The following is a 25,085-nucleotide window of genomic DNA, read 5'->3' as shown; positions in this document are numbered from 1 at the left end:
CTGTACTCAAGGAAAGCGCCATGCGCAGCTTCTACCGCTTTGTTTTCAGCATCGCATTGCTCCTGGGCCTTCTGGCTGGCGGTGGCGCGATCTATCAAATCTTCATCAAAGCCAGCGCGCCGCAACCGATAACGGCGCCCACGCAATCTGGGCAACCATTTGACGATCCGCAGGATCTGGCGCAAAGCCCGCTGCAAACCTTGCAGGCGCAAGTCAGTGACCTTAGCGACCACACCACGCGCTTGCAGGAGGAGGTCCACTCACTGCAGGAGACGCTCACCCACTATCGCCGCCACGCTGCGCAACAAGAGGGCGCGCTGGCGTCTTTGCGTCTGGCCAACACCCGATTGACCCAACGCATCGCGGATCTGAGCGCGCGTTCGCCCTTGATACAGAGCGGCGCCCATCTGATCCGCCGCAATGACCCTGAATGGCGCCTCAAAAGCCTGTTCACCAAGCAGCGGGAGTTCCGCCACAGGATCGTCTTTGCGCAGCCGTTTCGTTCAGCGCCAGAGGTCATCCTAGGGGTCAGCGCCATTATGATCGACCCAGATCAACAGCAGACCCTTCGCATTCGCGCCGAAGAGATCGACACGAAGGGATTCACGCTGGTGGCGGACACCTTATCGGATTCAAGAATGCGGGAGATGCAGGCGCAGTGGCTGGCCCATGGCGTTCAAGATACGCAGGATGCGCCAACTGGCGCAGGGGGAAAACAGCGTGACGAACCCACCGCCGCGAACGTTACGACGACGGCTCCTCCGTCGCCTGCGCAGCAACCGGCTCAGGCTCCTGCTCCAGGTGCAGAATGATCCCATGCACAGAGAGATTCTGATTGATCTTCTCTTGGGCCGACGCCGCGGCCTCACGGGTGTCAAAGCGCAGCCGCACGGCGTAGGATGATGCGGCGTCATTTTCCCAGCGCCGAATGAACGGCGCCCAGCGTGCTTGTTTGAGCGTGTTGGCCAGTTGGACTGCGGAGTCAAGTTGACTCAGGGTGCCGAGTTGCAGGACGTACTCGCCTGTGGCCGCATCGGGCTCGACCCACGGCGCGAGTGTCTGCGCCACGCTCTGTGCTGAGGGCGGCTTTTTCATCACCGCCTTGGGCGACGGCTCCGCTTTGGCGACAGGTTCAACATCGTGTTGCGGCGGCGGCGACGGCTTTGACAACTGAACGGCGTCAGTGACCAAAGACGATTTGGATTCCAGCATGGAATTCGGCGCTTCCGCTGCGACTTGATCCATCTCGGCCAGAACGCTTTGCGCTGCTTGCTCCACTGACGATTGTGGGCTCTGCGCGACGCCATCATCGCTAGGCCCCGGCGATTTTGCGGTTGCGATAACCGGCGGTGCTGTGTCGGCGGTTTCAACCAATTCAGGCAGATTCTCTGACGTTGAGGTTGCGACGGGTCCATTCACCGCCACCGCGTTTACAGTGTCGACGGTTGCGACGCCCACATCTCCTGGCTCACTGGGTTGCGCCGACGCCTCCAAACTGCTGAACTCTGGTTCCGACGCCGCTTGTTCCACAGGAGAAGATGCGTGTTGCAACTCTGGGTCGCGCTGCGCGGTAGACTGGGTGGCGCTCTCATCGGCCACGGCCAGTTCCAGGGTCAGCTTCCCAGCTCCATGCCAATGCCCCAGCGCATAACCCGTCGCCAGCAACAGAGCCGCCGCCATGGTCTGCAGGATGGTGCGCTTGATAACACGTGGGGAGCTGCTGCGTCGGAATGCAATGGCGTCACGGGCCACACGTCCATCCACCCGCTGCGTGCGTCCCGGCCCGCACTGCAGGCTGATTTCACGCATAATGCGGTGTATGGCGGCAGGATTGCCATCAGCTTGCGTGAGGATCTCGCGCCAGCCGCCCCAAGTGATGGGTGGCGGCGCGCCGCGATCATGCTGGGGAGAAAAGAGGGCGTTCCAGACGAATCCTACAAGCAGACGCGCCTGCGACTTCTGGAGACGAGACAGGCGCACCACCGTGGCGGCGCGTCGCGACAGAGGCTGATAGGCGCTTTTGTGCAATTTTCCACTAAGCGCGTTACGCCCGCTCAACACAATGCGCACTGGACGGAAGCCGTCGTACTCATAATCCGCCAACTGCGTGACGAGAGCCAGATTGCGACCAGTGAGCAGATGCGCGGAGTCCACCACCAGCGCCAACGGCGCACGGTTGCGCGCGCGCTTGTCCACCTGCGCCATTAGGGTTGCGACAATGTCGCCGTTGGCCGGATCACATGTCAGCGTCGCGTCCGCAGCGGCCAGTTTTTCACACAATTGACTGACAAACAGAGTGGCCGGTTGGCCAGGATTCTCCATCACCGCCACAGGGCCCCAATCGCTCAGCGCAGCGGCCAACCGACGCAGCAGAAAACTCTTCCCCACGCCAGCAGAACCAATCAGGGTGACCCCATCCGCGCCATCACGCAGCATGGCGACAAGAGTGCGGCAGACCTCCTCATGAGCGTCCAAACGCAGGCCAACGCCACCCTGCGGCAGCGCGAACGCGCGCTGCTGAATCTGCGCATCCAAAGTCTCAGACGCGCTGATAGGACGCCATGGGATCTTCAATGTCGCGTCCGCATGTTATGCAGCGCTTTGGCCATCTTGCGCCAGGCGACCACGGCACATTTCCACCAACTGCTGCAGCATGGGAGCCAGCGGCGATGCGCCCAACTCCGCCTCTTCCACCGCCTCTTCGAAGAAGCTCTTGCTGTAGTTGATCTGACGTTGACGCATTTTCTCCAGATGCGACTCCCAACCATTGAGCAGGGACATCCACCCCTTCACCGTCAGCGCCCCCGGAGGGGTGCTGGCGGAGGCGCGATCCAGCGCCAACGACAAGCGCAACGATTCGATCAAAGGCACGGCGCACTCCAGACGCTCATCCACCGCCTGGGTTTGCAGATCCGACAGCAGTTTCCGCACGGTTTGCACGTCCGCCGCCACCGGCGCATGAGCAGCCGTTTCCTGCCCGGCGGACTCCGCCTGGGCTTTGGAGATGAGTTCGCCGAGGCCCTGGCCGCGGGATTTGCGCAGCGCCGCGCCGATGCCCGCGCGGAGTTTGTCGCCACGCAACGAAGAGGTGTTCAAATTGGATTTACGCATGCTTATTCCTCGACTCGTTGAGCGCAACGACGCGGGTCTTCTCCTGATGGACTGCGCCGTCCTTCGTCTTTTTTTGTTGCGCGCGCTTCCTGGCGGCGCCGAGCTAAGGGCCGCTTCACCGGACTACCGGCGCGTTGGCGGCCATACTTTGATACCGATACACCGCCGCTTGTTGCGCCGCGGGGGTGGCGGCTTGCGCCGCGTTAGGCGTCATGCCTTGCTGGAGCAATGCGGCGTCCACTTGAGTGGCGCCGGTATAGATCTGATAACCGGAGGCCCGCGCCGTCACCGACGGCGCGCCATACACTTGCCAATTCGGCTGCGGCGCAACCGGGCGCGTCACCGTCTGCGGCATCAACGCCGAAGCGACGTGTTCGCCCACATCCTTGCCGCTGCTTTCCCGCACCAACACATCAGCAGCGGAGCCCGCCAACCCCAGCACCGGACCGCCGGTCAGCACGCCATACAGCGCGCCGCCCGCCAGACGCGGACCATTGCCAATCTGATCCCCGCTGCCAGCGCGGTAGAGCCCAGACACCACAGGCAGGTGCTGCATGGGATTGACGGTATCCCAGACATCTTCAAACCCGGGTTTCTCCCCCTGCCATAACGACGATTGGCTCTGCGCCGGTTGCGGCGTTGTCGTTGTGACGGGTTGCGCCACGCTTGGCGGCGGCGGCATATACGCTGTGGTCATCGCCTCACTCCTTCTCAGGAGCTTAGATAGCAACTGTGGCGCCAGCTTGCTATAACAGCACAACACATTGATTAAAATGAATTCGCAACCTATCATCAAAACTCTGACAGGTGAAATCCCCACTCTGCCCGGCCACTACGCCAAAAACTCGCCATCGCTCAAGCCGTGCATCAATTCAGAGTTTTGCCGCGTCCAGGCTGCGCACAGTCTGCTCACCGACAGTCCATGCCGCATGACGCGCTCCTGCGGGAACCCGCACTCCTTGCAACGACTCCAAAATCAGAGTCTCGCCGCCCAGCGTCAGGGCAAAGCGCCCACTGAGCGCCACCACAATCTTTTCATACGGGTGGGTATGCTCGGCAAAATGACAACCGGGGGGATAGTCATAGCGCGAAGGGGCGTAACCACGACGTTGTAGATCGGCCACAGCTTCAGCTTCGCTGGCCCATTGAAATCGATCAATTGCGCTCATCTGCTTCTCCCCGCTGGCGCTGCGCGACGTCATTGCGCCTTGTCCGTGTGTGACGATGTCGCCATTATGGAGCGTTTTCCGGGCGCGTGACGGCGCTCTTTTGCAGCAAGGCGTTGCCCCATGAATGAGAAAAAACGCGCAGCAGTCGCCATGTCCGGCGGCGTCGACTCCTCGGCCACAGCCGCGCTGCTGGTGGAGCAGGGCTATGACGTCATCGGCTTAACCATGCAACTGTGGGATCATGGTCACTCTTGCGCGCCCTCTCCCAACAGCCGCACCTGTTGCGCCACCGAGGATGTGCAGGACGCGCGCCATGTGGCCGAGACCCTGGGCATCCCTTTCTATGTGATCAATTTGCAGGAAGCGTTTCGGCAGGCGGTGGTGGAGGACTTCATCACCACCTACGCCCATGGTCAGACGCCCAATCCGTGCGTGCGCTGCAATCAGATACTCAAATTCGAGATCCTGCTGGATCGCGCCCGTCAACTGGGCGCTGAGTTCCTCGCCACCGGCCACTATGCGCGCTGCACAGTGGATCCGGTGGGCCATGCGCCGCAGTTGTGGCGCGGCGCCGACCGCGCCAAGGATCAATCCTATTTTCTGTTCGCCACCACCCGTGAGCAGTTGCAGCACATCCGCTTTCCGCTGGGCGATATCTCCAAAGCGCGCACTCGCGCGCTGGCGGCCCGCGCCGGACTGCATCTGGCTGATAAGCGCGAAAGCCAGGACGTCTGCTTCGTGCCCGATGGCGACTACGCCGCCTTTTTCGCCCAGCACGCCCCCCACGCCATCACCCCAGGCCCCATTGTCGACAGGGATGGAAAGATCCTGGGCCAACATCACGGCTTGGCGCGCTACACGGTGGGACAGCGCCGAGGATTGGGCGTGGCGGCGCCGCACCCGCTCTATGTGATTGCGCTGGACGCCGACAACAATCGCCTCATCGTCGGCCCCAATGAGGCGCTGATGCGTGATGAACTGGTCTGCGCCCAGGTCAACTGGATCATCGACGCGCCCAGCGCGCCGTTCTCGTGTCAGGCGCGCATTCGTTACGCCGCCGAGCCGCAACCAGCGACGGTGACCCCGCTGCCGGACGGCGGCGCGCAGGTGGCGTTTGCACAATCGCAACGGGCCGTCACACCCGGTCAAGCGTGCGTGTTTTATCAAGAAGATCAGGTGTTAGGCGGCGGCTGGATTCAGTAACGTCGCATGGGAGAGACGAAAATGTTGATCATGAAACTCCTGGCTGAGGTGCCCTTCTTCTGGAGCTTTACCGAGCAGGAGCGGCAGGTTTTCGCTGATGACGAGGAGAGCCTGTTTGTCACCCTGGCGGCCAATGAGAAGCTCTGCAGCGAAGGCGATGAGGATCAGGCGCTCTATATTCTGGTGAAAGGGACCGCCGACGTCACCATTAACGCCAAGGCGGGGGTGCGGGTGGCCACCCTGGAGCCCGGCGCGGTGATCGGCGAAATGTCCTTTCTCACCGGCGCGCCGCGCAGCGCCCACGTCACCGCTGTGGAGCCGCTGGTGGCGTTCCGCATCGACAGCGCCGCACTGGAGAAGCTGGACTCGGAAATTCAGCTCAAATTCAAGGACCAGATGCTCAGTATCATGGTGGAGCGACTCAACCAAACCAACGCGCAGGTCTCCGAGCTACGCAGCCTGCTCACCGAAGCGCTGGATAGCTTGGCCAAGCAGCAAGCGGGCAATCAAGCCCTGACCGAGGCGCTGCGCAAGCAGGCGGCGCAGGCCCAAGCCGCACGCGCCTGACGCCCCTACTCACTTGGCGGCGTTGGCTCCGCCCCTTTGGCCGGCTCCTGCGTTTTCTCGACTGACGCCGCTGGACTTTTCTCGCGACGCCACCAAGGCTTGCCCGTTTTTGGCGGCGCCGCGCGCCACAAGCCATCGGCGCTGAACATGCGCCACCCCCACTGCGACCAGCGGATCACCGACCACGCCAGCCACAACGCCCACCCCAGCATTAAGGCGCGATAGCTCCACAGCGGCGCCGAGAGCGTCCAGGCCTGGGGGAACGCCCCAGTGGCCGCGCGATCCTGATACCATTTGAGCAGGTATTGGGTTGAATCATTGCCCGCCACCCGCATGTTGGGCTGACCCAACAGCCCCTGCCGCACCACCTCCAGCAGAGCGATGGCCGCCATCAGCGTCAATCCCGCCAGGACAATCTGCATGAGATTAAAGCGCATGCGGGTTGCAAGCATTCCAGCGCCCTGCGTTCCGCGCCAACCGAGCAGCACAAACCAGCCGATGAGAATCACCGCATCATCCACTCCGCGCATGGGCGCCAGCCCCACCGCCAGCAGCAACCAGGCGCGCAGAGACAGCGGCATATGCGGAATCCGCGACAAACCCACCGCCACCACCAGGAACACCAGCATCGCGCCCCAGAACAGCACCGCCGGCCCCAACTGCGGACCGCCCAGCGCCAGTAGCCAACGCCCCTGCCCCGGCTGAATGCTCACGCTGACATTGGAGGCGTCGACGCCCAGATCGGGAACCGCCGTACGCAGCAGGAATCCCGCCGCCTCCGGCTGACGCCAGCGCAACGCATAACTCTGCATCCCCGGACGCAGCGGCAGTTGTACGCGCCCATCGCGCATGGCCATGGCCCCACTGGGACCATGATCAATCTGCGCCGACAGCGGCTCGGCTCCCGGCGGCAGCGTCACCGCATAGGAGCCGCCGCGACCGGCGCGCACATCCAGCGTGAGGGTATAGTCAGCGGCGCGTTGACCCTGCTCAATGTGCAGCTTCGCTCGCTCCACCGTCAGCGACCCGCCCGGCGCGCGCTGGGGCTGGGTGATGGTAAGCTCGGCGGTTTCGCCGCGCCACAGCGCCCAGGAGAGGGTCTGCCCCTCCTTGCGCGCATCGGACAGCAGCGGCGGCGGCCCCAGATGGGAGACCCGCCACAACGGCGTGGGAACCACGCGCCACAGCGTCATCCAATCAGGACTCTGCGAAGCGCGCAGAGCCAGCGCGGGCTGTGGCTCCAAGGCGCTGCGCCAACGCTTCTCACGTTCGCCGCGGGCCAGACTGGCCACCACGAAGCCGCCATCACGCTCGATGGATTCGCTGGCGGGGGACTCCTGCGGCAGCAGCGGCAGGCGCAGCGACACCGCCTCATCAGAGCCGCCATCACGCACAATGCGCGTCTCCACGCTCCATTGATGATCCAGATAGACCGTGCGCTCCACCCGCACAAAGGGGGGAATGGCCGACGGGGCCAGACCCGCCTCCTCCTCGGCGCGCGCGCGCCGGGGCTGCGTGGCGCCGAGGCGAGTCAAGTGTAAGGTCTTGCCCGGATGGCCGTTCTCATCCAGACCGGAGACGCGCCAGCCGCTGGCTTGCCAATTCACCCGGTGCGGACGCAGTGGCAGGGTAATGGCCAGGGCGCTCTGCCCCGGGGCTTCAGCCTCCAGGGTCACCCGGGTCAACCCGGGCTCCACCAGCGCCCACAGCACGCCATGTTCATCACGCCGCGCCGCATCGCTGGGCAGTCCGTTGCGAAACAGTGACGCCACGCGCCACCCCTCGCCGCCATCAGGCAGCGGAATCGCCGTGCGCTCGGCGGCGTGGATAATAAGATTTAAGCGCACCACATCGCCCTCGGCGGCCACGTGCATGCGCGCCACCTCGGCGCAATTGGGCAAACACTGGGGCGGCGCCGTCAGATGCTGACGCAGATCATTGAGCAACTCCGGTGGTGGAATCGCCGCGCCCGCCGACAAGTTCTGCGCCATCGACGGTTGTGGCCACAGCATTCCCGCAACGACCAGCAACGCCAATCCGGCTGCGCTCTGAGCAGATGGCGTCGCAGCCGAGGCGCTGGATGCAGAGGCGCCGCTGTGCGGCGGCGTCTGCCCGCTGGGCGCGCGCCACGCCCACAACCCGCGCGCGCCCAGCGCCAGCAGCAGCAGCGCGCCCAGCGTCCACAACGCCCGATTGACCGCTGGCGGAATCAGCGTCAAGTCGACTTGCTGTCCGGCCATAACCGGTCCATCCCACCACATATTGGCGTCGCGCCAGCGCCAGCGCGGCTCACCCGGACCGGTCTGCACCGCTTGCGCCTGGGCCTGCTTGTAGCCTTGCTGCGCGCCATACCCCTGCTGCTGATACGACGACTCGAGCGATTTCCGCACCATTTTGCGGCTGCGCTCCAGCGGCGCCGAGGGAGCTTGGGCCATGGACGCTTCCAAAGCCATATCGTCATACTCTTGATAGCGCGCAGGAGCGGATGCGCCCGCATTGGACCGCTCCAGTTGCGGATAGAGCGCCAGGCGCCCCTGCTCCAGCGCCAACGGCGCCACGATGAAGATCAGCGCCGCCAGCAGCAGCGTGTGCGCGGCGCGCGCCAATCCCTGCAACCGCCCGCCCTCCGGCGCGGCGCGACGTAGCGCCTCACTCACCAGGGCCAACAACAGTGTTCCCGCCAGCATCTGCTCCTCATGGTGGACCAGCAGCAGCAGGATCCCGGCAGCAACGCCCCAGCGCGCCCCCCACAGCTTGCCTGTCGCCAACGCGCACAGCAGCAGCAGGAAGAGATCCAGCAACGTCCAGCGCCCCAACCAGTCGCCTGACGCGCGATCGGCGCCGCCGATGTGCAAAATACGCCACCCCGGCGGCAGACTCAGCGTCATCTCCACCCGTTCAAAGGTCTGGTCCCAGCCCGAAACCGGCAACGGCGCCGTGTCATTGGCGCGACTGATCGCCTCAATGGTCTGCTCGCGGGTGGTCACGGCGATCTCCCGCGCGTCGCTGGCGTCGCCCAGCATCACCAGACGCGGCTCGCCGCCTTCGCTGGCGCGCCCCAGACGCCACGGCGCCGACAGCGCCAAGCGCCAGAGACCATTGCGCTCGCCGCTGATGCGGTCGCGCGCGGTGACCCCGCCGCCGTCGAAGTCCAACCACAGATCGCGCTGCAGCGTCAGCGACTCCGGCTTTTTGCCCTCGGCGCCCCGTTGCAGCGTGATGAAACTCAGCGCCGCATCAGCGCCGCCGCTGTAGGCGGGATCCTGCCGCCACCCTTTGGGGACGTCGGCTTGGGCCGGATCCACCGGCGCGCCGCCCTCAATGCGCATCTGCCGCAAGCGCCCATTGCGCCGCACCGACCAGATTTCGCTCTCCGTCCAATGCCCGGCGCGCGGCGTTTCGCTCCACGCCAACCGCTGCAACGGGCCGACGCTGCGCTGCGTCAACGTCACGCGCCACTGGCCGGGGCGCACGCGCAGATGGATGCGGCCATCTTCGGCCACACGCGCAGGGAGTTGACTCTCAAGACTCTGCGCAATCCATCCGGCCTGAATCGGCTGATCCAGCACCTCTTCGCGCGCCGGGCCGGAGACGCGCAGATCCAGCACGCTGATCAGGCGCGCCGGGGCGTCGTCCCGCGCCAGGCGAAACACGCGCAGGTCCAGACTCTTCTCCTCTTTCTGGGCAACGGAATCCGCCGCAGGCGCGCGGCTCTTGAGCCAGATACGGCCTTGGGCATCACGATTGGCGCTCATTTCGCGCCCGGCGGCGTTGCGCAGGCGCAGCACCGCCGCTTGCGAGGGCGCAGGCAGGTACTCCGGGGCCTGTCGCCAACCGATGCGACCGGTAATCAGATGCTCGCCCACAGGCAGATGCACGCTGGGAACGCCGCCGTGCGCCACCACCGGCGCGTCAGCGTCGCCCACGCGCACACTCTGCGGCCACAGTTTGTCATCCCCGGGCAAGGGCGCCCAGCCAGGCGCAAACAGGGTGGTTTTCAGGGTGAAATCGGCGCCGCTCTCGGCCAGGCTCAGATTGAGCTGGGCGGGCCACTGGCACAGTCGACTCTGGGCATTATAGGGGGTTGGGCAGTGGTGAACGCCGCGTTCACCGCGCGTCACCCAATCGCTCCATGGTTGCAGAACGTCAGGAATCGGAACCTCTTGCGCCCACGCAGGCAGCGCGCCCGCCAAGAGCAGACACACCCCCAACCACGCGCCCCATCGACTCTTCATACCGCGCCCCGCCTCACTGAAAGGTGACTTGTGCAGCCACCCTGGCGCCGATTGCGCCGGAAAGCAAGGCGGGGGCGGCGGGTCAATCGCGTAGAGTGAGGATCGGCCAACCGCGCGCTTCGGCTTCGTCGCGCAAGGTGGGATCGGGGTCCACCGCATGGGGGTGCGCAGCCAGATTCAGCAGCGGCAGGTCGTTGTGGGAGTCGCTGTAGAACCAGCTATCCTCCAGATCATGGCCATGCTCGGCCATCCACGCCTTCAAGCGGGTCACCTTGCCCTCTTTAAAACAGGGCGTATCGGTGGAGCGTCCGGTGTACTGCCCATCCAGCCCCTCCTCCACTTCGGTGGCCAGCAGATGCTCCACCCCGAACGCTTCGGCGATGGGCGCGGTGACAAAACGGTTGGTGGCGGTGATGATCACCAGAGTGTGGCCCATCTGGCGATGCTTCTCCAGCAGCGCGCGCCCTTTGTCGAGCATGATGGGAGCGATCTTCTCCTGCACGTAGTCGGCGCGCCACGCCTCCAGCTGGGCGCGATCGTTCTCGCCCAGGGGCGAGAGGGCAAACGAGAGAAACTCCTGGATATCCAGCTTGCCCTCTTCGTACTGGCGATAGAACACTTCGTTCTTCTGTTTATAGAAGGCCTCGTCAACAATCCCCTTCTCCACCATATAGCACCCCCATTGGAAGTCGCTGTCGCCGCCAAGCAGGGTGTTGTCCAGGTCAAACAGGGCCAAGGTCATGAGTTCTCTCTCCAGTTGAGCGGATGCCGATCATTACTGTGCGCCGCATGCCTACCATAGCCTGCGCCCCGGCTCAAGGCGCGCACGCGCTTTTCTTACGGACGTCACGCGCCCGCCCCACGCGAGCGCAGCCCATCGCCCCTCCCGACGCAACGCATTTCCCGCTATACTGTCTAATGTAATAGGGAAGGAGTGTACAACTCGCCGGTACTGCATAAGGAACGATCATGTTTGCCGTGATGCCGACACTCACTGCGGTCATTCCTCTGACTCCGGCTCCGGAGCTGGCCAATCTGAATCAGGTGGCTGACGAGTTGCGCCATTCGGGGCCCGATTCGGCCACCCGCAATCTGGAGCCCTCCGCGTTGCGGCAGGTCGCTGAACAAGCCGCCGCCCAGCCCGGACATGACCAGGATTTCGTCAAGCAGGAGGCGTCCAAATACGCCTATCTGGCCGCCGACGCTTACCCGCCGCAGCGGGACCACGCCACCAGCGCCAAACGCCGCGTCAATCCCAGACAGGCCAGCCGCTCGTTTGAGCGGAATCTGGCGGATCAGCGGCGCAATAACGCCCAACGCCACGCCCAAGACGGCGTTGACCTGATGGCCTGAGCCCACCCATGCCTCCATCGTCAGATACCGATAAACGGCCCGACTGCATCAAGTGCCGCTACTTTCGCATCACCTGGGAGCCTGACCACCCGCGCGCCTGCGAAGCCATGGGATTTAAAACCAAACTGATGCCCAGCGCCGAGGTCAAGCGCGCCTCCGGTCAGGAGTGTCTGCACTTTGCACCCAAGCCTGAACGCAAAGATTCAGCACGTTCTCAAGGGAATGTCTCCACCGAAACCGGGGCCGGTCGATCCTGGAAAGCTTAACACTCTAATTTTACAAGACAGTTTCTTTTCCTCCCGCAACGCCTTCGACTTGCTCCCGCACGCCAATGCCGCTATAACATTAAATAGCCCCCATTCTTATTCTATATCCTGCTTGCGGGAGTTGGCATGTTAAACCGGTTTAGCATCTCCCAGAAGATCCTCGCCTACTCGGTGATGATCACTCTGCTCCTGTGCATCGGCGGAGCACTCGCCTTTACCAGCCTCAGCCGCACGCAGACCGATTGGCGCACTCATCAGGCGCGCATCATCGAACAACAGAAGCAGTTGCTCGCGCTGCATCGGGCTTTTGGTCCCGCCGCGCAGAGCCAGACCGAAACCATGGCGCGCCTGGCGCACCAAACTCTGAGCGCCTATCAGAAGCTGGCAGGACTCAGCGCCGCCGAGAAGTCCTCTGTCGGCCTGCTTGCCGAGTTGGCCGACAAGTTGGGTGAGCCGGCCATCGCCACACAGTCTGAACAGGCGCTACAAAGCTTAAGCGAACAGTTCACCAAACGTGTGGCCGCAGACCACGGCGCCATCACCTCCAGCCTCTCTGGCGTCTCTACCCTGCTGCTGTGGATTCTTCTGCCCGCACTGCTGATGAGTTTGGCGTTCGCCTTTGTCACCCGCGCCTTTGTGCTGGCCAAAGCCGCCAGAATCACCGAAACCCTGGAGCTGCTCACTCATGGCGACTTGACCCGCCGCATCGCCGTGCCGGAAACCCCCGACGAATTGGACCAGTTGGCCATGGGGGTCAACCGCATGTCCGATAGCCTGGTGAAGATGATTCGCAACGTCTCCCTGCGTTCGGCCACGCTGGATGCAGTGATCAACGAGTCCCAAGGGGTCAAGGATCTGCTCAACAAAGACGCCAAACAGGCCCACGAGCGCACCTATGAAGCGGTGGCGCGCAACTCCGGCGTGGATGAGGATTTCACCGATCTGAAAAACCACATCGATAAAGTGTCGACCAACTTCACCACGGTATACGACGCCGCGCTGTCGCTGACCGAGCGCATCAGCGCCATCGCCGACGCCTCAGCCTCGGCGGAAGAGAACGTCTCATCGGCCGCCCGCTCCACCCAGGAGATGGCCGCCAATATCAATGAAATCAATCAGGATCTCGATAGCGTCAACGCCTCCATGCAGGAGGTCGCCAGCAAAATCGGCGACATCAATCAATCCATTCAGGAGGTCAACGAACGCTGCGTCACCGCCAACGCCGAGTCGCAACGCACCAAGGTGCAGTCGCAGGAATCCATGGAGCGGATGACCAAGCTGGCCGATTCCGCCCACTCCATTGAAGCGGTGGTGGAGATCATCAACGACATCGCCGAGCAGACCAATATGCTGGCGCTCAACGCCGCCATCGAAGCCGCCGGCGCCGGTGATGCGGGCAAGGGCTTTGCCGTGGTGGCCAACGAAGTCAAAGAGCTGGCGCGGCAGACCACAGAATCCACTCTGCTGATCCGGGAACGTATTGACGAAATCCAGGATGGCGCCCGCGACGCCGCCAACGCCAGCAAACACGTCAGCGAGAGCATCGAGCAGATCGCCGCCATTAATAACGAGATCAACACCCTGGTGGGCGAGCAGAACCACACCATCGGCGTCATCTCCCACTCCATGCAGGAGGTCTCACAAGCCGCCCTGCGCGTCTCCGGCAACGCTCAGGAGATCTCTGAGAGCGCTGGCGCCATCACCGCCGCCAGCCAGAGCGCCGACGCCAGCGTGCGCGAGATCACCGCCATGAGCGCCCAGGCTTCCAGTGACGCCGCCTCGCTTACCGAACTGGGGCAGCAGTCGCAGCAGTTGGCCGAAGAGGCCAAGACCATGGGCACCAACATCTTCTCCGCCTCCTGTGAGGTGCAGAAGAACGGCATCCAGACCATGAATCTGGTCAATATGATGAACGGCTCCATCCACCAGACCGAAATGTTGGTGGAGGTGATTCAGGAGACCAGCACCGCGCTACTGCAATCCACCGAAGGGCTGCGCATCGGCAACCCCACCTTCGATGTGCGCGCCATCAAACTGGCCCACCTGGGTTGGTTGACCAAGCTGGAGCACGTCATTCGCGGGCGCGTGAGCCTGTCGCCCAACGAAGTGGCCACCGGGCGCGATTGCGCCTTCGGCAAGTGGTACTACAGCTCCGGCGTGGAACTGTTCGGCGACCTGCCGGTGTTCCAGCATCTGGGCGAAGTGCACCTCAAAGTGCATGAAACTGCGCGTGAAGTGGTGCATCTGGCGCATGAGCAGAAGACCGAAGAGGCCATCGTCAAGATGTCTGATTTCAACAATCTGCGCCGTCAACTGTTCGAACTTCTCGATGAGGTATTCCAGGACTGCAAGGCCATCGCCATCGTCAACCCGGACCAGCAATCCAACCCGTAAACCCGCCGCTTGCGCCAGGATGGCGCGGCGTATCCTGACGATGCGGAAACTCTTGACCGGGCGCATATGGAGAAGTAGGATATGCGCTCTTCAAATTGACAGCCTCACGCCGCCTTAGCTCAGCTGGTAGAGCAGCGCATTCGTAATGCGGAGGTCGTAGGTTCGAATCCTATAGGCGGCACCACTCTAACCCTCTGATTTCCCTATATTCTGCCGTTCGATATCGTTGTATGTTGAACAAATAATCAGAAAATGGGACAAAAGTGGGACAGAAAAGCCCCGAAATCCTCGTGATTTCGGGGCTTTTGTTTTTCACCAATGATACGTGTTCTAACTCAAAGCGAGTCTTGGCGATTCTGGAAATGAAAGATATCGAGGGCTACGCCCTCGAGCTCCCAAGATCATAAGCCACACCGTGGGCTCCGCCCACACCCGCTGGGGGCGCGGCCCCCAGACCCCGCCGCCGACCAGTCGGCGGCAAATAATCAGCGCAAGCCGAACCTGCATCACGCAAACATTGGCCGTTTTGTACGGTTTTGGTTTCGCATTGCACAAAAAATCCCCTGGAGGAGATCCTCCAGGGGATTTTCACTTCAACGCCAGCGGCCAGGCCGCCGGGCGGGATTAGGCAGCGGCGATGGGAATGATGCCGCTGTTTTCGTAGTCCGGGATCTCATGGAAGTTGAGATAACGGTACAGCTCATCGGCGTTGGGATCGATCTTCTCCTTGGCGATGGCCAGATACTCCTCCGCCGTGGGGATCTTACCCATCATGGCGCACACCGCAGCCAACTCGGCGGAACCGAGATAGACCTGCGCGCCTTTGCCCATGCGGTTGTCGAAGTTGCGCGTGGAGGTGGAGAACACCGTGGCGTTGTCCTTCACCCGCGCCTGGTTGCCCATGCACAGGGAGCAGCCGGGCATCTCGGTGCGGGCGCCGGACTTGCCGAAGATGTTGTACACACCCTCTTCGATGAGCTGCTGCTCATCCATGCGGGTGGGCGGCACCACCCACATGCGGCCATCAATCTGCGGCTGACCGTCGAGAATCTTGGCGGCGGCGCGGAAGTGACCGATGTTGGTCATGCAGGAGCCCAGGAACACTTCGTCGATGGTGTCGCCAGCGACGTCGGAGAGGGTCTTTACATCGTCTGGATCGTTGGGGCAGCAGACGATGGGCTCCTTGATCTCGGACATGTTGATCTCGATCACCTTAGCGTACTCGGCGTCGGCGTCCGGTTGCAGCAGCGTGCCGTTGGCGATCCACTCCTCCACCGCATCGATGCGGTTTTGGATGGTCTGCGCATCGCCGTAGCCGCGCTTGATCATATTCTTCATCAGCGTGACGTTGGATTTCAAATACTCCACCACCGGCTCGCGATTCAGATGCACGGTGCAGGCCGCCGCCGAGCGCTCGGCGGAGGCGTCGGCCAGTTCGAACGCCTGCTCGACTTTCAGGTCGGGCAGACCTTCGATCTCCAGGATCTTACCGGAGAAGATGTTCTTCTTACCGGCTTTGGCCACGGTCAGGTCGCCATTCTGGATCGCCACGTAAGGAATGGCGTTGACCAGATCGCGCAGGGTGATGCCCGGCTGCAACTCGCCGGTGAAGCGCACCAGCACCGACTCGGGCATCACCAGCGGCATGGAGCCGGTGGCGGCGGCGAAGGCCACCAGACCGGAACCCGCCGGGAAGCTGATGCCGATGGGGAAGCGGGTGTGGGAGTCGCCACCGGTGCCCACGGTGTCGGGGATCAACAGACGGTTGAGCCAGGAGTGCACCACGCCGTCTCCCACGCGCAGCGCCAGGCCTTTACGCTCCTGGATGAACTGCGGCAGGGTGTTGTGGGTTTTGATGTCCACCGACTTCGGGTACGCGGCGGTGTGGCAGAAGCTCTGCATCATCATGGGCGAAGAGAAGCCCAGGCAAGCCAGCTCCTTGATTTCGTCGCGGGTCATGGGGCCGGTGGTGTCCTGGGAGCCCACGGTGGTCATGAACGGCTCGCAGTATTCGCCGGGACGCACGCCGGTTTTGCCCACGGCCTTGCCCACCATCTTCTGCGCCAGGGAGTAGCCTTTACCGGAATCGGCGGGCTGCACCGGGTCGGTGAACAGGTCGATGGGGCCCATGCCCAGCGCTTCGCGGGCTTGAGCGGTCAATTTTCGACCGATGATCAACGGCACGCGGCCGCCGGCGCGCACTTCGTCGGCCAGGGTGTTGGGCTTCAATTCGAAGCTGGCCACCTCGGCGCCGTCGCGCATGATCTTGCCGGTTTTGGTGTTGATGGTGATCACGTCGCCGGAGTTCAGACCGGTGACGTCACACTGAATCGGCAGCATGCCGGAGTCTTCAGCGGTATTGAAGAAGATGGGGGCGATCACGCCGCCGATCACCACGCCGCCGGTGCGTTTGCCGGGCACGTAAGGGATGTCGCGGCCGGTGTGCCAGATCACCGAGTTGGCGGCGGACTTACGCGACGAGCCGGTGCCCACCACGTCGCCCACATAGGCCACCGGGTAGCCCTTCTGTTTGAGCTCGATGAGCTGCTCCAGACCGCCAGGCATGCGGTTGACCAGCATCGCTTTGGCGTGCTGCGGGATATCCGGACGGCTCCAGGCTTCGGAGGCGGGAGAGAGGTCGTCGGTGTTGGTCTCGCCATCCACCTTGAACACGGTGACGGTGACCTCTTCGGGCATCTCCGGCTTGCTGGTGAACCACGTGGCGTTGGCCCAGTTCTCCAGCACCTGTTTGGCTTTGGGGTTGCTCTTGGCCTTGTCGGCGACATCCTTGAAGGCGTCATACACCAACAGGGTGTTGGAGAGCGCGTCCACCGCCACGTCGGCCAGCTCGGCGATATCCAGCAGGTCGATCAACGGAGCCACGTTGTAGCCGCCCATCATGGTGCCCAGCAGCTCGGTGGCGCGCTTGGGGTCGATCAGGGAGCAGGAGACCGCGCCGCCGGCCACAGCGGCCAGGAACTCGGCTTTCACTTTGGAGGCGTCGTCCACGCCGGGGGGCACCTGATTGGAGATCAGGTCCACCAGCGTCTCCTCTTCGCCCGCCGGGGGATTTTTCAGCAACTCGACCACGGCTTGGGTCTGTTCAGCGTTCAGGGGCAGCGGGGGCAACCCCTCTTTGGCGCGTTCAGCCACATGTTGGCGATAAGCTTCGAGCATGATTCTCCTCCAGAAAGCTGGTCGCAGATGCGCCTATTCACATCTGACAACACCAGCATCATTCACAGAAATGGCCTGAAAGATAGACTGACTCGCTCCGCTTGGCAAGCAACTTTTCACGCAATCCGCGCAATGATTGGCGCCAGCCGCAGCAGCGGGCGGCAAGTGAGCGCGCCCAACCTGCAGTCAGACTATTTGGATCAACGCAACTGCAATCCCATTCCATTCCATAATGCTGATGACGCGCTGGCGCCCATGCGGCGGGCAAAGCGATCAAACAGCGGCTCTTCGGATGAGTAATCGACGATATCTTCGGCTTTGACTTTGTCGCGGGCAATGGCCTCCAGCGACGCCAAACCGTCGATCAAACCCAACTCCAGCGCCTGTTCGCCGGTCCAGAACAGACCGTTGAAGAGGGTGTCGTCATCGGCCTTGAGCCGTTCGCCCCGAGCGCGTTTGATCACCTCAATGAACTGGCCGTGGATCACGCTGAGAAGCTTCTTGGCGTGGGCGCGCTCGGTCTCATCCACCGGCTGCATGGGGCTCAGGAACGCCTTATGCGTGCCGCTGGTGAGGGTGCGGTCCTCCAACCCCAGCTTCTGCAGCGCCTCGGTGAATCCCATGCCGGGCATCACCACACCCACCGACCCCACCAGCGTGGCTTTGTCGGCGTAGATCTGGTCGGCGGCGGAGGCGATGTAGTAGCCGCCGGAGGCGCACATATCCTCCAGCGCGGCGTAGACGGGTATTTTCTCATATTTGGCGCGCAGACGGCGGATCTCATCGTGCACCATGCCCGATTGCACCGCGCTGCCGCCGGGGCTGTTGATCTGCACCACCACCGCGCTGGTCTGCTTATCCTTGAAGGCGGCGCGCAGCCCCTCGATCACCTTTTCGGCGCTGTTCTGGCCATCGGGCAGAATCGCCCCATCGATGCGCACCACGGCGGTGTGTTTATCGGCATCCGACAACGATTCAGCGTCGGCCAGCAGATCGTCCTTGATGCTCAAAGCCAAAAAAACCAACAGATAGAGGGCGATGAACAGGCGGAACAGATTCTTGCCCCAACGGGCGCGTTTCTGTTCACGCAGGGAGTCGCCGACGATGCGCTGCATCGCCACACGCTCCTGCATGCGGTTATCTTCCAGCGCAGTCAACAGCCGTTGCAGGCGCTGATCGGTCTCATTGTCACTCATGGGATTACGCCAACGCCCATCGTTAATGGTGTGAATTTGGATGGGAAAAGGGTGGCGCAGATGGGCAGGGATGGCAAGGGTTGACGCACCAGGGCGTCAACCCTTGTACAGGATGCAAGGAGAGCCTAGCGCACGGCTCAGGCGCCCGCAGCGGCGCCCGCATGGGAGTCGGGTCGCATGCGCGGCTGCATGGAGAGCTGGTCGGGGTTCTTAAAGCGAATATCGACAAAGTTCTTGAGCATGCTCACGCAGAAGCGCATGCCATAGACTTCGCACTCGCGGCACTCCTGGGTGTTCTGAGTGCACATGTTGTTCTTGTTGGCCCAACAGGGGGTCTTGTTGTCATGGATCACCGGGCAGTTGTGTTTGCCCTCGAAGGTGCACGCTTTGCTCTCCCAACAAGGGATCAGCGACATCAGGCGACGGATGCCGGCGATGCTGATGCCCGCCTTGATCATCTTGCGCACTTCGATGAGCCACTCCACGTCGCGTTCGGTGAAGTAGCGGGTGCCCGCCGAATTCTTGTAGGCGATGAACAGCCCTTCGCGCTCATACATGTGGATGGTGCGGATACTAATATCCAGCCGCTTGGCCACCACGCCGATTTTGACCATTTCGTTTTGGTCAACGTGCGTTCCACACGCGCTTGCTTTTGCGTCCATGGTAATCCCCCCTTAGGAATATGACTCACAAATCAGTGTGCATCCCGACGATCATCTGCTTTTTTTATTTTTGATGTCGTCAAATATAATTCATCTGGATATAAATATAAACCGCAAATATGTCGGGTGATCACCTGAAAGGCATTTTCACAAATCCAGTGCAGCCCGCGCCCACAGGCGATTGAGGAGGCATTGCGTCAGGCAAAAAAAAGAGGCCCTCACGGGCCTCTTTATATCGACATCCATTCAACGTCTTACAATCGTCATCCCAAATTCAGATTGTAGAAGGCGCCACGGCCGTCAAAACGGGCGGCCTCGCCCAGCTCCTCTTCGATGCGCAGCAGCTGGTTGTATTTGGCGATGCGATCGGAGCGGCTCATGGAGCCGGTTTTGATCTGACCGGCGTTGGTGGCCACGGCGATATCGGCGATGGTGGCGTCTTCGGTTTCGCCGGAGCGGTGGGAGATAACCGCCGTGTAGCGGGCGCGCTGAGCCATTTCGACCGCTTCAAAGGTTTCGGTCAGGGTGCCGATCTGGTTCACCTTCACCAGGATCGAGTTACCGATGCCTTTGTCGATGCCTTGCGCCAGGATCTTGGTGTTGGTGACGAACAGGTCGTCGCCCACCAGCTGGATGCGGCCGCCCAGGGCGTCGGTGAGCGCCTGCCAGCCGTCCCAGTCGGACTCGTCACAGCCATCTTCGATGGAGACAATGGGGTACTTGCCGCACAGATCTTCATAGAAGCGCACGATCTCGTCCACCCCCATGGAGCGGCCTTCGCCGGAGAGATCATAGGTGCGGTTGTTCTTGTTGTAGAACTCCGAGGAGGCGCAATCCAGCGCCAGCAGGATGTCGTCGTTGGGACGATAACCGGCGCGCTCGACGGCTTGCATGATCACCGACAGCGCCTCTTCATTGGAGCCGAGGTTGGGGGCAAATCCGCCCTCATCGCCCACCGCCGTGTTCAGCCCTTTGTCATGCAGCACCTTGCGTAGGTTGTGGAACACCTCGGCGCCCATGCGCAGCGCCTCGCGCAGAGTCGGCGCGGAGACGGGCATGATCATGAATTCCTGGATGTCGACATTGTTGTCGGCGTGGGCGCCGCCGTTGATGATGTTCATCATGGGCACCGGCAGCAGGGAGGCGTTGGCCCCGCCCAGATAGCGATAGAGCGGCAGATCGCACTCATTGGCGGCGGCCTTGGCGGCGGCCATGGAGACGCCCAGAATGGCGTTGGCGCCCAGGTTGCCCTTGTTCTCGGTGGCGTCGGCGGCGATCAACGCGGCGTCAATGATCTTCTGATCGGCCACATCCAGCCCCAGCACCGCTTCGGCCAGATCGCCGTTGACCGACTCGACGGCTTTGAGCACGCCCTTGCCCAGGAAGCGGGCGGCGTCGCCATCGCGCAGTTCAACCGCTTCGCGGGAGCCGGTTGAGGCCCCGGAAGGCACCGCAGCGCGGCCAAATCCGCCATCTTCGGTGTAGACATCCACTTCCACGGTGGGGTTGCCGCGGGAATCGATGATCTCACGGCCATGGACTTCAATAATGCTGCTCATGGAATGGCTCTCCCTTTCTGGGCGTGTTGCCGTCGCGCGCGTAGCGCGGTTCCGATTGGGTCCAAGCAATGGACAAAAAAAACGGTTTGGATGGGCTCTTTTATACCCTCAACCCCGCGAAAACGCCAGGTCGGGCTTACGCGCCGCGCGGGTTTCATCCAGACGCGACACCGGCGTCTTATGCGGCGCGGTTTTCACCAGTTCAGGATTCTCCCGCGCCTCTTGCAGAATGGCGGTCAGAGCGTCGACGAAACGATCCAACTCCTCCCGACTTTCGCTTTCGGTGGGCTCGATGAGCATGCACTCGGGCACCAGCATGGGGAAGTAGATGGTGGGGGCGTAGAAACCGTAATCCAGCAGCCGCTTGGCCACGTCCAGCGCGCGCACGCCGGTCGCATCGGTGAGGGGTTTCAGGCTGATGATGAACTCGTGGGTGGCGCGCCGCTCGGGGAAGGCCAGTTGGAATCCCGCATCGCGCAGCCGCGCCATCAGGTAGTTGGCGTTGAGGGTGGCGTAGTCGGCCACCCGCGCGATGCCTTCGCGCCCCACCAGTCGCAGATAGGCGTAGGCGCGCAGCAGCACGCCAATATTGCCGTGAAAGGTGGACATGCGGCCAATGGAGCCGGGGCGCTCGTCACAGTGCTGCAGACGATACTCATCGCCCTCGCGCACCACCACCGGCATGGGCAGATGCGGCAGCAGACGTTCGGAGACCCCCACCGGACCGGCGCCGGGTCCGCCGCCGCCATGGGGGGTGGCGAAGGTTTTGTGCACATTCACATGCACGCAGTCGAAGCCCATGTCGCCGGGCCGCACGCGCCCGGCAATGGCGTTGAGGTTGGCGCCGTCGTAATAGAGCAAGCCGCCCGCTGCATGCACGATGGCGGAGATCTCGCTGATGCTGCGCTCGAACACCCCCAGAGTGGAGGGGTTGGTGAGCATCAGCCCGGCGGTCTGTGGCCCCACCATCTGTTTGAGCGCTTCCACATCCACGTCGCCCTGATCGGTGGTGGGGATCTCCCGCACCACGTAGCCGCACATGCTGGCGGTGGCCGGATTGGTGCCATGGGCGGCGTCGGGGGTGAGAATCTCCACCCGGGCGTCGTCGCGACGGGCGGTGTGGTAGGCGCGCATCATCGCCACCCCGGCGAACTCGCCCTGGGCCCCGGCCATGGGGGCCAGACTCACCCCGGCCATGCCGGTCAGATCGCCAATCATCCCCTGCAGCTCATACAGGCAGGCCAGCACGCCCTGATTGAGGCTGTCATCGGCCAGCGGATGGGCGTCGAGGAACCCCGGCAGCATCGCCATGCGATGGGCGCCGCGCGGGTTGTACTTCATGGTGCAGGAGCCCAGCGGATAGAAGTGGGTGTCGATGCCGTAGTTCTTCTGCGACAGGCGGGTATAGTGGCGCACCGCCTGCAACTCGGAGACCTCCGGCAGACCGCTGGGCGACTGCCGCAGCAGACTCTCGGGCAGGGTCGCCTCTCCACTCTCAGCGGGTGCGTTCTGATGCAGGGAGGCCAAACGCCCCGCCTGACTCTGTTCAAAGATCACGCTCATGCGCCCGCCTCCCGGTGCAGCGCCGCGCTCAAGGCGGCGGCGTAACGATCCAGATCCTCTGCGGTTTTGGTCTCGGTGACGCAGACCAGCAGGGCGTTATCCATCCCCTCCACCCACTCGCCCAGGGGCAGACCGGCGCTAATGCCCTCGCCGCGCATGCGCTCCACCACCAGCGCGGCATCCATGGGCAGCTTCAACACCATCTCATGGAAGCTTACCGCCTCCGGGAACCACAGCGACACCCCGTCGATGCGCTCCACGCGACGGCGCAGGGCGTTGAGATTGCCATGACAGGCGGAGGCGGCGCTGCGCAGCCCCTCGGGCCCCAGCAGGGAGAGGTGAATGGCGGCAACCACCGTCATCAAACCCTGGTTGGTGCAGATGTTGGAGGTGGCCTTGGCGCGGCGAATGTGCTGCTCGCGCGCCTGCAGGGTGAGCACGAAGCCTTCGCGCTCATCTTTATCCACGGTGCGGCCAACGATGCGACCCGGCATCTGCCGCGCCAACTTCTGGCGACAGGTGAGGAAGCCGAAATAGGGCCCGCCGAAGGAGAGTGGCGCGCCCAGGGGCTGCCCTTCGCCACAGGCGATGTCGGCGCCCGCCGCGCCCCACTCGCCCGGCGGTTTGAGCAGCGCCAGCGCCATGGGATTGACCTGTGCGATCACCAGCGCGCCGCGCTTGTGCGCCCAGTCGGTGAGCGTATCCACATCCTCTATGGAGCCGAAAAAGTTGGGCAGTGGGATCACCAGCGCCGAGAACGGCTCATCCTCCACCAGATTCAGCCCATTCATGGAGGCCGCGCCGCGCTTGGCGCAGAAGCTGGGCTCCACCAGTTCAATGCCTTGATGACGGGTCATGGCCGCCGCCACCTGGCGATATTTGGGGTGCACCGAGGCGGGAATGAGCACCCGCGCGGGCCTGTCCCCATCGGGGCCCTTCTTGGGCGGATTGGCGCGCACCGCCATGAGGATCGCCTCGGCCAGCGCCGTGGCGCCGTCATACAGCGAGGCGTTGGAGACCTCCAGCGCGGTCAAGCCGCACATCATGGACTGGAACTCCCAGATCGCCTGCAGCATGCCCTGGCTGGCTTCGGCCTGATACGGGGTGTAGGCGGTGTAGAACTCGCCGCGCCCGGCGATCTCCCACACAGCGGCGGGGATGTGGTGCTCATAGGCCCCGGCGCCGATGAAGTTGAGTCCCGCGCCGCTCTGCCCGGCGCGCTCACGCATCAGCCGCATCAGCGCCATCTCACTCAGCGCCTCGGGCATATTGGGCATGGCGTCCCGCGAACGGATGTTGGCGGGAATCTCATCGAACAGCGCCTCCACATCCGCCGCGCCGATGGCGTCCAGCATGATGCGCAGGTCCTCTTGGGTGTGGGGAATAAACGGCATACCGCCCTCGATCCTGAAAAACAGCTCGATCCTGAAAAACAGCTCGATTCTGCAAAACAAAAAGGGCGGAGGCTTGCGCCCCGCCCAGAAAAGTCATCCCGATGTCAGAATGTAGCCTGACCGCCCTTGACCAACGGCAGCGCCGCCAGGCGCGCCGCCAACGGTTTGCCGCGCACCACCACCTGACACGCCTGCCCGGCTTTGGCGCTCTTGCTCACTCGCGCCATGGCCACGCCGCGCTCGAGCGTGGGCGACCACGCCCCGGAGGTGGTCTGGCCGATGAGCTGGCCGTCGGCGTCCAGCACCTCCATATGGCCGCGCAGCACCCCTTTGGTCTCCAGCGCCACGCCCATGCGCTTCTGCGCGATGCCCGCCTCACGCAAGGCGGTGAGCGCACGGCGCCCAACGAAGTCGCGCCCTTCGGGCTCCCAGGCGATGGTCCAGCCCAGACCGGACTCCAGCGGGTTGACCGACTCGTCCATCTCATTGCCGTAGAGATTGAGCCCCGCCTCCAGACGCAGGGTGTCGCGCGCGCCCAGGCCGCACGGTTGCACCCCTTGCTGCATCAAGGCGTCCCACACCGCCAGCGCGCGCGGTTCATCCAGCATCAATTCATAGCCATCTTCGCCGGTGTAGCCGGTGCGCGCGGCCCAACCGCCAATACAAGGGGTAATTTGGAACGGTTGAAGCTCCGCCAACTGCTCGCCGTCCCAGCCTTGAATTTGGGTCAGCGCCTGCAACGCCTGCGGCCCCTGCACCGCCAGCATGCACAGGTCGGCGCGGTAGCACAGATCGGTGTCGGGAAAATCCTTCAACCAGCTCTGCAACCAGCGCATATCCGCTGCATAGCGGGCGGCGTTGAGCACCACATGATAGCGCTGCGGTTCAATGCAGTAGACGATGAGATCATCGATCACGCCGCCCTCTTCATTGAGCATCACCCCGTACAGGGCGCGTCCGATCTCGTTGATGCGCCCCACGTTATTGGCGAACACCCGTTGTAGAAACGCTTCGGCGTCGGCGCCGAAGACCTGAATCTGCGCCATATGGGAGACGTCGAACACCCCCACGGCGCGGCGCACCGCATGGTGCTCGGCGATTTGCGAACCGTAATTAATGGGCATCTCCCACCCGGCGAAATCGACCATTTTGGCCTGCGCTTGCAGATGCAGATCATACAACGGGGTTCTCTGGCTCATGCACACACTCCTGTCACTGCCGCCCATGGATGCGGCG

Annotated in this window: 19 protein-coding genes and 1 tRNA gene; 7 read left to right on the top strand and 13 right to left on the bottom strand. The window is 63.0% G+C overall.

From position 1 onward, the window contains the following. The first annotated feature begins 20 nt into the window (after window positions 1-20). The gene (locus MAIT1_RS07190; RefSeq protein WP_085441610.1) at window positions 21-812 is read left to right on the top strand and encodes an H-type lectin domain-containing protein; all 792 of its coding nucleotides are present in this window, start codon (window positions 21-23) and stop codon (window positions 810-812) included. On the opposite strand, the gene MAIT1_RS07185 is transcribed toward MAIT1_RS07190, so the two are convergent. From MAIT1_RS07185 to MAIT1_RS07170, 4 genes are all read right to left on the bottom strand, one after another. Next, window positions 745-2,574 (bottom strand): ATP-binding protein, encoded by a 1,830-nt coding sequence (locus MAIT1_RS07185; protein ID WP_143814708.1) that lies wholly within the window; start codon window positions 2,572-2,574, stop codon window positions 745-747. The two genes, MAIT1_RS07190 and MAIT1_RS07185, sit on opposite strands and share 68 nt — an antisense overlap. A 15-nt stretch (window positions 2,575-2,589) precedes the next feature. Further along, the gene (locus tag MAIT1_RS07180; RefSeq protein WP_085441608.1) at window positions 2,590-3,111 is read right to left on the bottom strand and encodes a hypothetical protein; all 522 of its coding nucleotides are present in this window, start codon (window positions 3,109-3,111) and stop codon (window positions 2,590-2,592) included. Window positions 3,112-3,226: 115 nt separating this feature from the next. Continuing rightward, on the bottom strand, window positions 3,227-3,808 hold the full coding sequence (locus tag MAIT1_RS07175; RefSeq protein WP_085441607.1) for a hypothetical protein: 582 nt from the start codon (window positions 3,806-3,808) through the stop codon (window positions 3,227-3,229). 175 nt (window positions 3,809-3,983) lie between these two features. Beyond that, the gene (locus MAIT1_RS07170; protein WP_158089364.1) at window positions 3,984-4,280 is read right to left on the bottom strand and encodes a cupin domain-containing protein; all 297 of its coding nucleotides are present in this window, start codon (window positions 4,278-4,280) and stop codon (window positions 3,984-3,986) included. Window positions 4,281-4,400: 120 nt separating this feature from the next. Here MAIT1_RS07170 and mnmA point away from each other — a divergent pair, with 120 nt between their 5' ends. Next, complete coding sequence (gene mnmA, locus MAIT1_RS07165; protein WP_085441605.1) at window positions 4,401-5,483, top strand: tRNA 2-thiouridine(34) synthase MnmA; 1,083 nt, start codon at window positions 4,401-4,403, stop codon at window positions 5,481-5,483. A 21-nt stretch (window positions 5,484-5,504) separates the two neighbouring features. Further along, the gene (locus tag MAIT1_RS07160) at window positions 5,505-6,050 is read left to right on the top strand and encodes a Crp/Fnr family transcriptional regulator (RefSeq protein ID WP_158089363.1); all 546 of its coding nucleotides are present in this window, start codon (window positions 5,505-5,507) and stop codon (window positions 6,048-6,050) included. A 5-nt stretch (window positions 6,051-6,055) separates the two neighbouring features. Here MAIT1_RS07160 and MAIT1_RS07155 read toward each other — a convergent pair whose 3' ends face one another. Both MAIT1_RS07155 and MAIT1_RS07150 read right to left on the bottom strand, forming a co-directional pair. Next, window positions 6,056-10,285, bottom strand: a complete 4,230-nt coding sequence (locus MAIT1_RS07155; protein ID WP_085441603.1) for a hypothetical protein — start codon at window positions 10,283-10,285, stop codon at window positions 6,056-6,058. A gap of 82 nt (window positions 10,286-10,367) precedes the next feature. Further along, window positions 10,368-11,027 carry a histidinol-phosphatase gene (locus MAIT1_RS07150; protein ID WP_085441602.1) on the bottom strand — a complete coding sequence of 220 codons (660 nt, stop codon included), beginning with the start codon at window positions 11,025-11,027 and terminating at the stop codon, window positions 10,368-10,370. 227 nt (window positions 11,028-11,254) lie between these two features. Here MAIT1_RS07150 and MAIT1_RS07145 point away from each other — a divergent pair, with 227 nt between their 5' ends. The 4 genes from MAIT1_RS07145 (at window position 11,255) to MAIT1_RS07130 (ending at window position 14,482) form a co-directional block, all read left to right on the top strand. Then, the gene (locus MAIT1_RS07145; RefSeq protein ID WP_085441601.1) at window positions 11,255-11,638 is read left to right on the top strand and encodes a hypothetical protein; all 384 of its coding nucleotides are present in this window, start codon (window positions 11,255-11,257) and stop codon (window positions 11,636-11,638) included. 8 nt (window positions 11,639-11,646) lie between these two features. Further along, complete coding sequence (locus MAIT1_RS07140; protein ID WP_143814707.1) at window positions 11,647-11,904, top strand: hypothetical protein; 258 nt, start codon at window positions 11,647-11,649, stop codon at window positions 11,902-11,904. A gap of 126 nt (window positions 11,905-12,030) precedes the next feature. Then, window positions 12,031-14,298, top strand: coding sequence for a methyl-accepting chemotaxis protein (locus tag MAIT1_RS07135; protein ID WP_085441600.1), 2,268 nt, complete (start codon window positions 12,031-12,033; stop codon window positions 14,296-14,298). A gap of 108 nt (window positions 14,299-14,406) precedes the next feature. After that, a tRNA-Thr gene (locus MAIT1_RS07130) sits at window positions 14,407-14,482 on the top strand. Between the two features lie 440 nt (window positions 14,483-14,922). Here MAIT1_RS07130 and acnB read toward each other — a convergent pair. The 7 genes from acnB to gcvT form a co-directional block, all read right to left on the bottom strand. Continuing rightward, window positions 14,923-17,475 carry a bifunctional aconitate hydratase 2/2-methylisocitrate dehydratase gene (acnB, locus tag MAIT1_RS07125; RefSeq protein WP_085441599.1) on the bottom strand — a complete coding sequence of 851 codons (2,553 nt, stop codon included), beginning with the start codon at window positions 17,473-17,475 and terminating at the stop codon, window positions 14,923-14,925. A gap of 200 nt (window positions 17,476-17,675) precedes the next feature. After that, window positions 17,676-18,671 carry a S49 family peptidase gene (locus MAIT1_RS07120; RefSeq protein WP_198947821.1) on the bottom strand — a complete coding sequence of 332 codons (996 nt, stop codon included), beginning with the start codon at window positions 18,669-18,671 and terminating at the stop codon, window positions 17,676-17,678. Window positions 18,672-18,808: 137 nt separating this feature from the next. Then, window positions 18,809-19,333 carry a MerR family transcriptional regulator gene (locus tag MAIT1_RS07115; RefSeq protein WP_085441598.1) on the bottom strand — a complete coding sequence of 175 codons (525 nt, stop codon included), beginning with the start codon at window positions 19,331-19,333 and terminating at the stop codon, window positions 18,809-18,811. Window positions 19,334-19,596: 263 nt separating this feature from the next. Beyond that, window positions 19,597-20,892 carry a phosphopyruvate hydratase gene (gene eno / locus MAIT1_RS07110; protein WP_085441597.1) on the bottom strand — a complete coding sequence of 432 codons (1,296 nt, stop codon included), beginning with the start codon at window positions 20,890-20,892 and terminating at the stop codon, window positions 19,597-19,599. A 108-nt stretch (window positions 20,893-21,000) separates the two neighbouring features. Further along, on the bottom strand, window positions 21,001-22,455 hold the full coding sequence (gcvPB, locus tag MAIT1_RS07105; RefSeq protein WP_085441596.1) for an aminomethyl-transferring glycine dehydrogenase subunit GcvPB: 1,455 nt from the start codon (window positions 22,453-22,455) through the stop codon (window positions 21,001-21,003). Continuing rightward, complete coding sequence (gcvPA, locus tag MAIT1_RS07100; RefSeq protein WP_085441595.1) at window positions 22,452-23,849, bottom strand: aminomethyl-transferring glycine dehydrogenase subunit GcvPA; 1,398 nt, start codon at window positions 23,847-23,849, stop codon at window positions 22,452-22,454. Before gcvPA ends, gcvPB begins: the two co-directional genes overlap by 4 nt. A 104-nt stretch (window positions 23,850-23,953) precedes the next feature. Next, window positions 23,954-25,048: a glycine cleavage system aminomethyltransferase GcvT gene (gcvT, locus tag MAIT1_RS07095; RefSeq protein ID WP_085441594.1), complete on the bottom strand. Its 1,095-nt coding sequence runs from the start codon at window positions 25,046-25,048 to the stop codon at window positions 23,954-23,956. Between the last annotated feature and the right edge of the window lie 37 nt (window positions 25,049-25,085).

It is taken from the genome of Magnetofaba australis IT-1 (genome assembly GCF_002109495.1).
In the GTDB taxonomy this organism is placed as follows: domain Bacteria; phylum Pseudomonadota; class Magnetococcia; order Magnetococcales; family Magnetococcaceae; genus Magnetofaba; species Magnetofaba australis.
The sequence above is the reverse complement of the archived record's forward strand: the minus strand, read 5'-3'. Positions and strand labels throughout refer to the sequence as shown.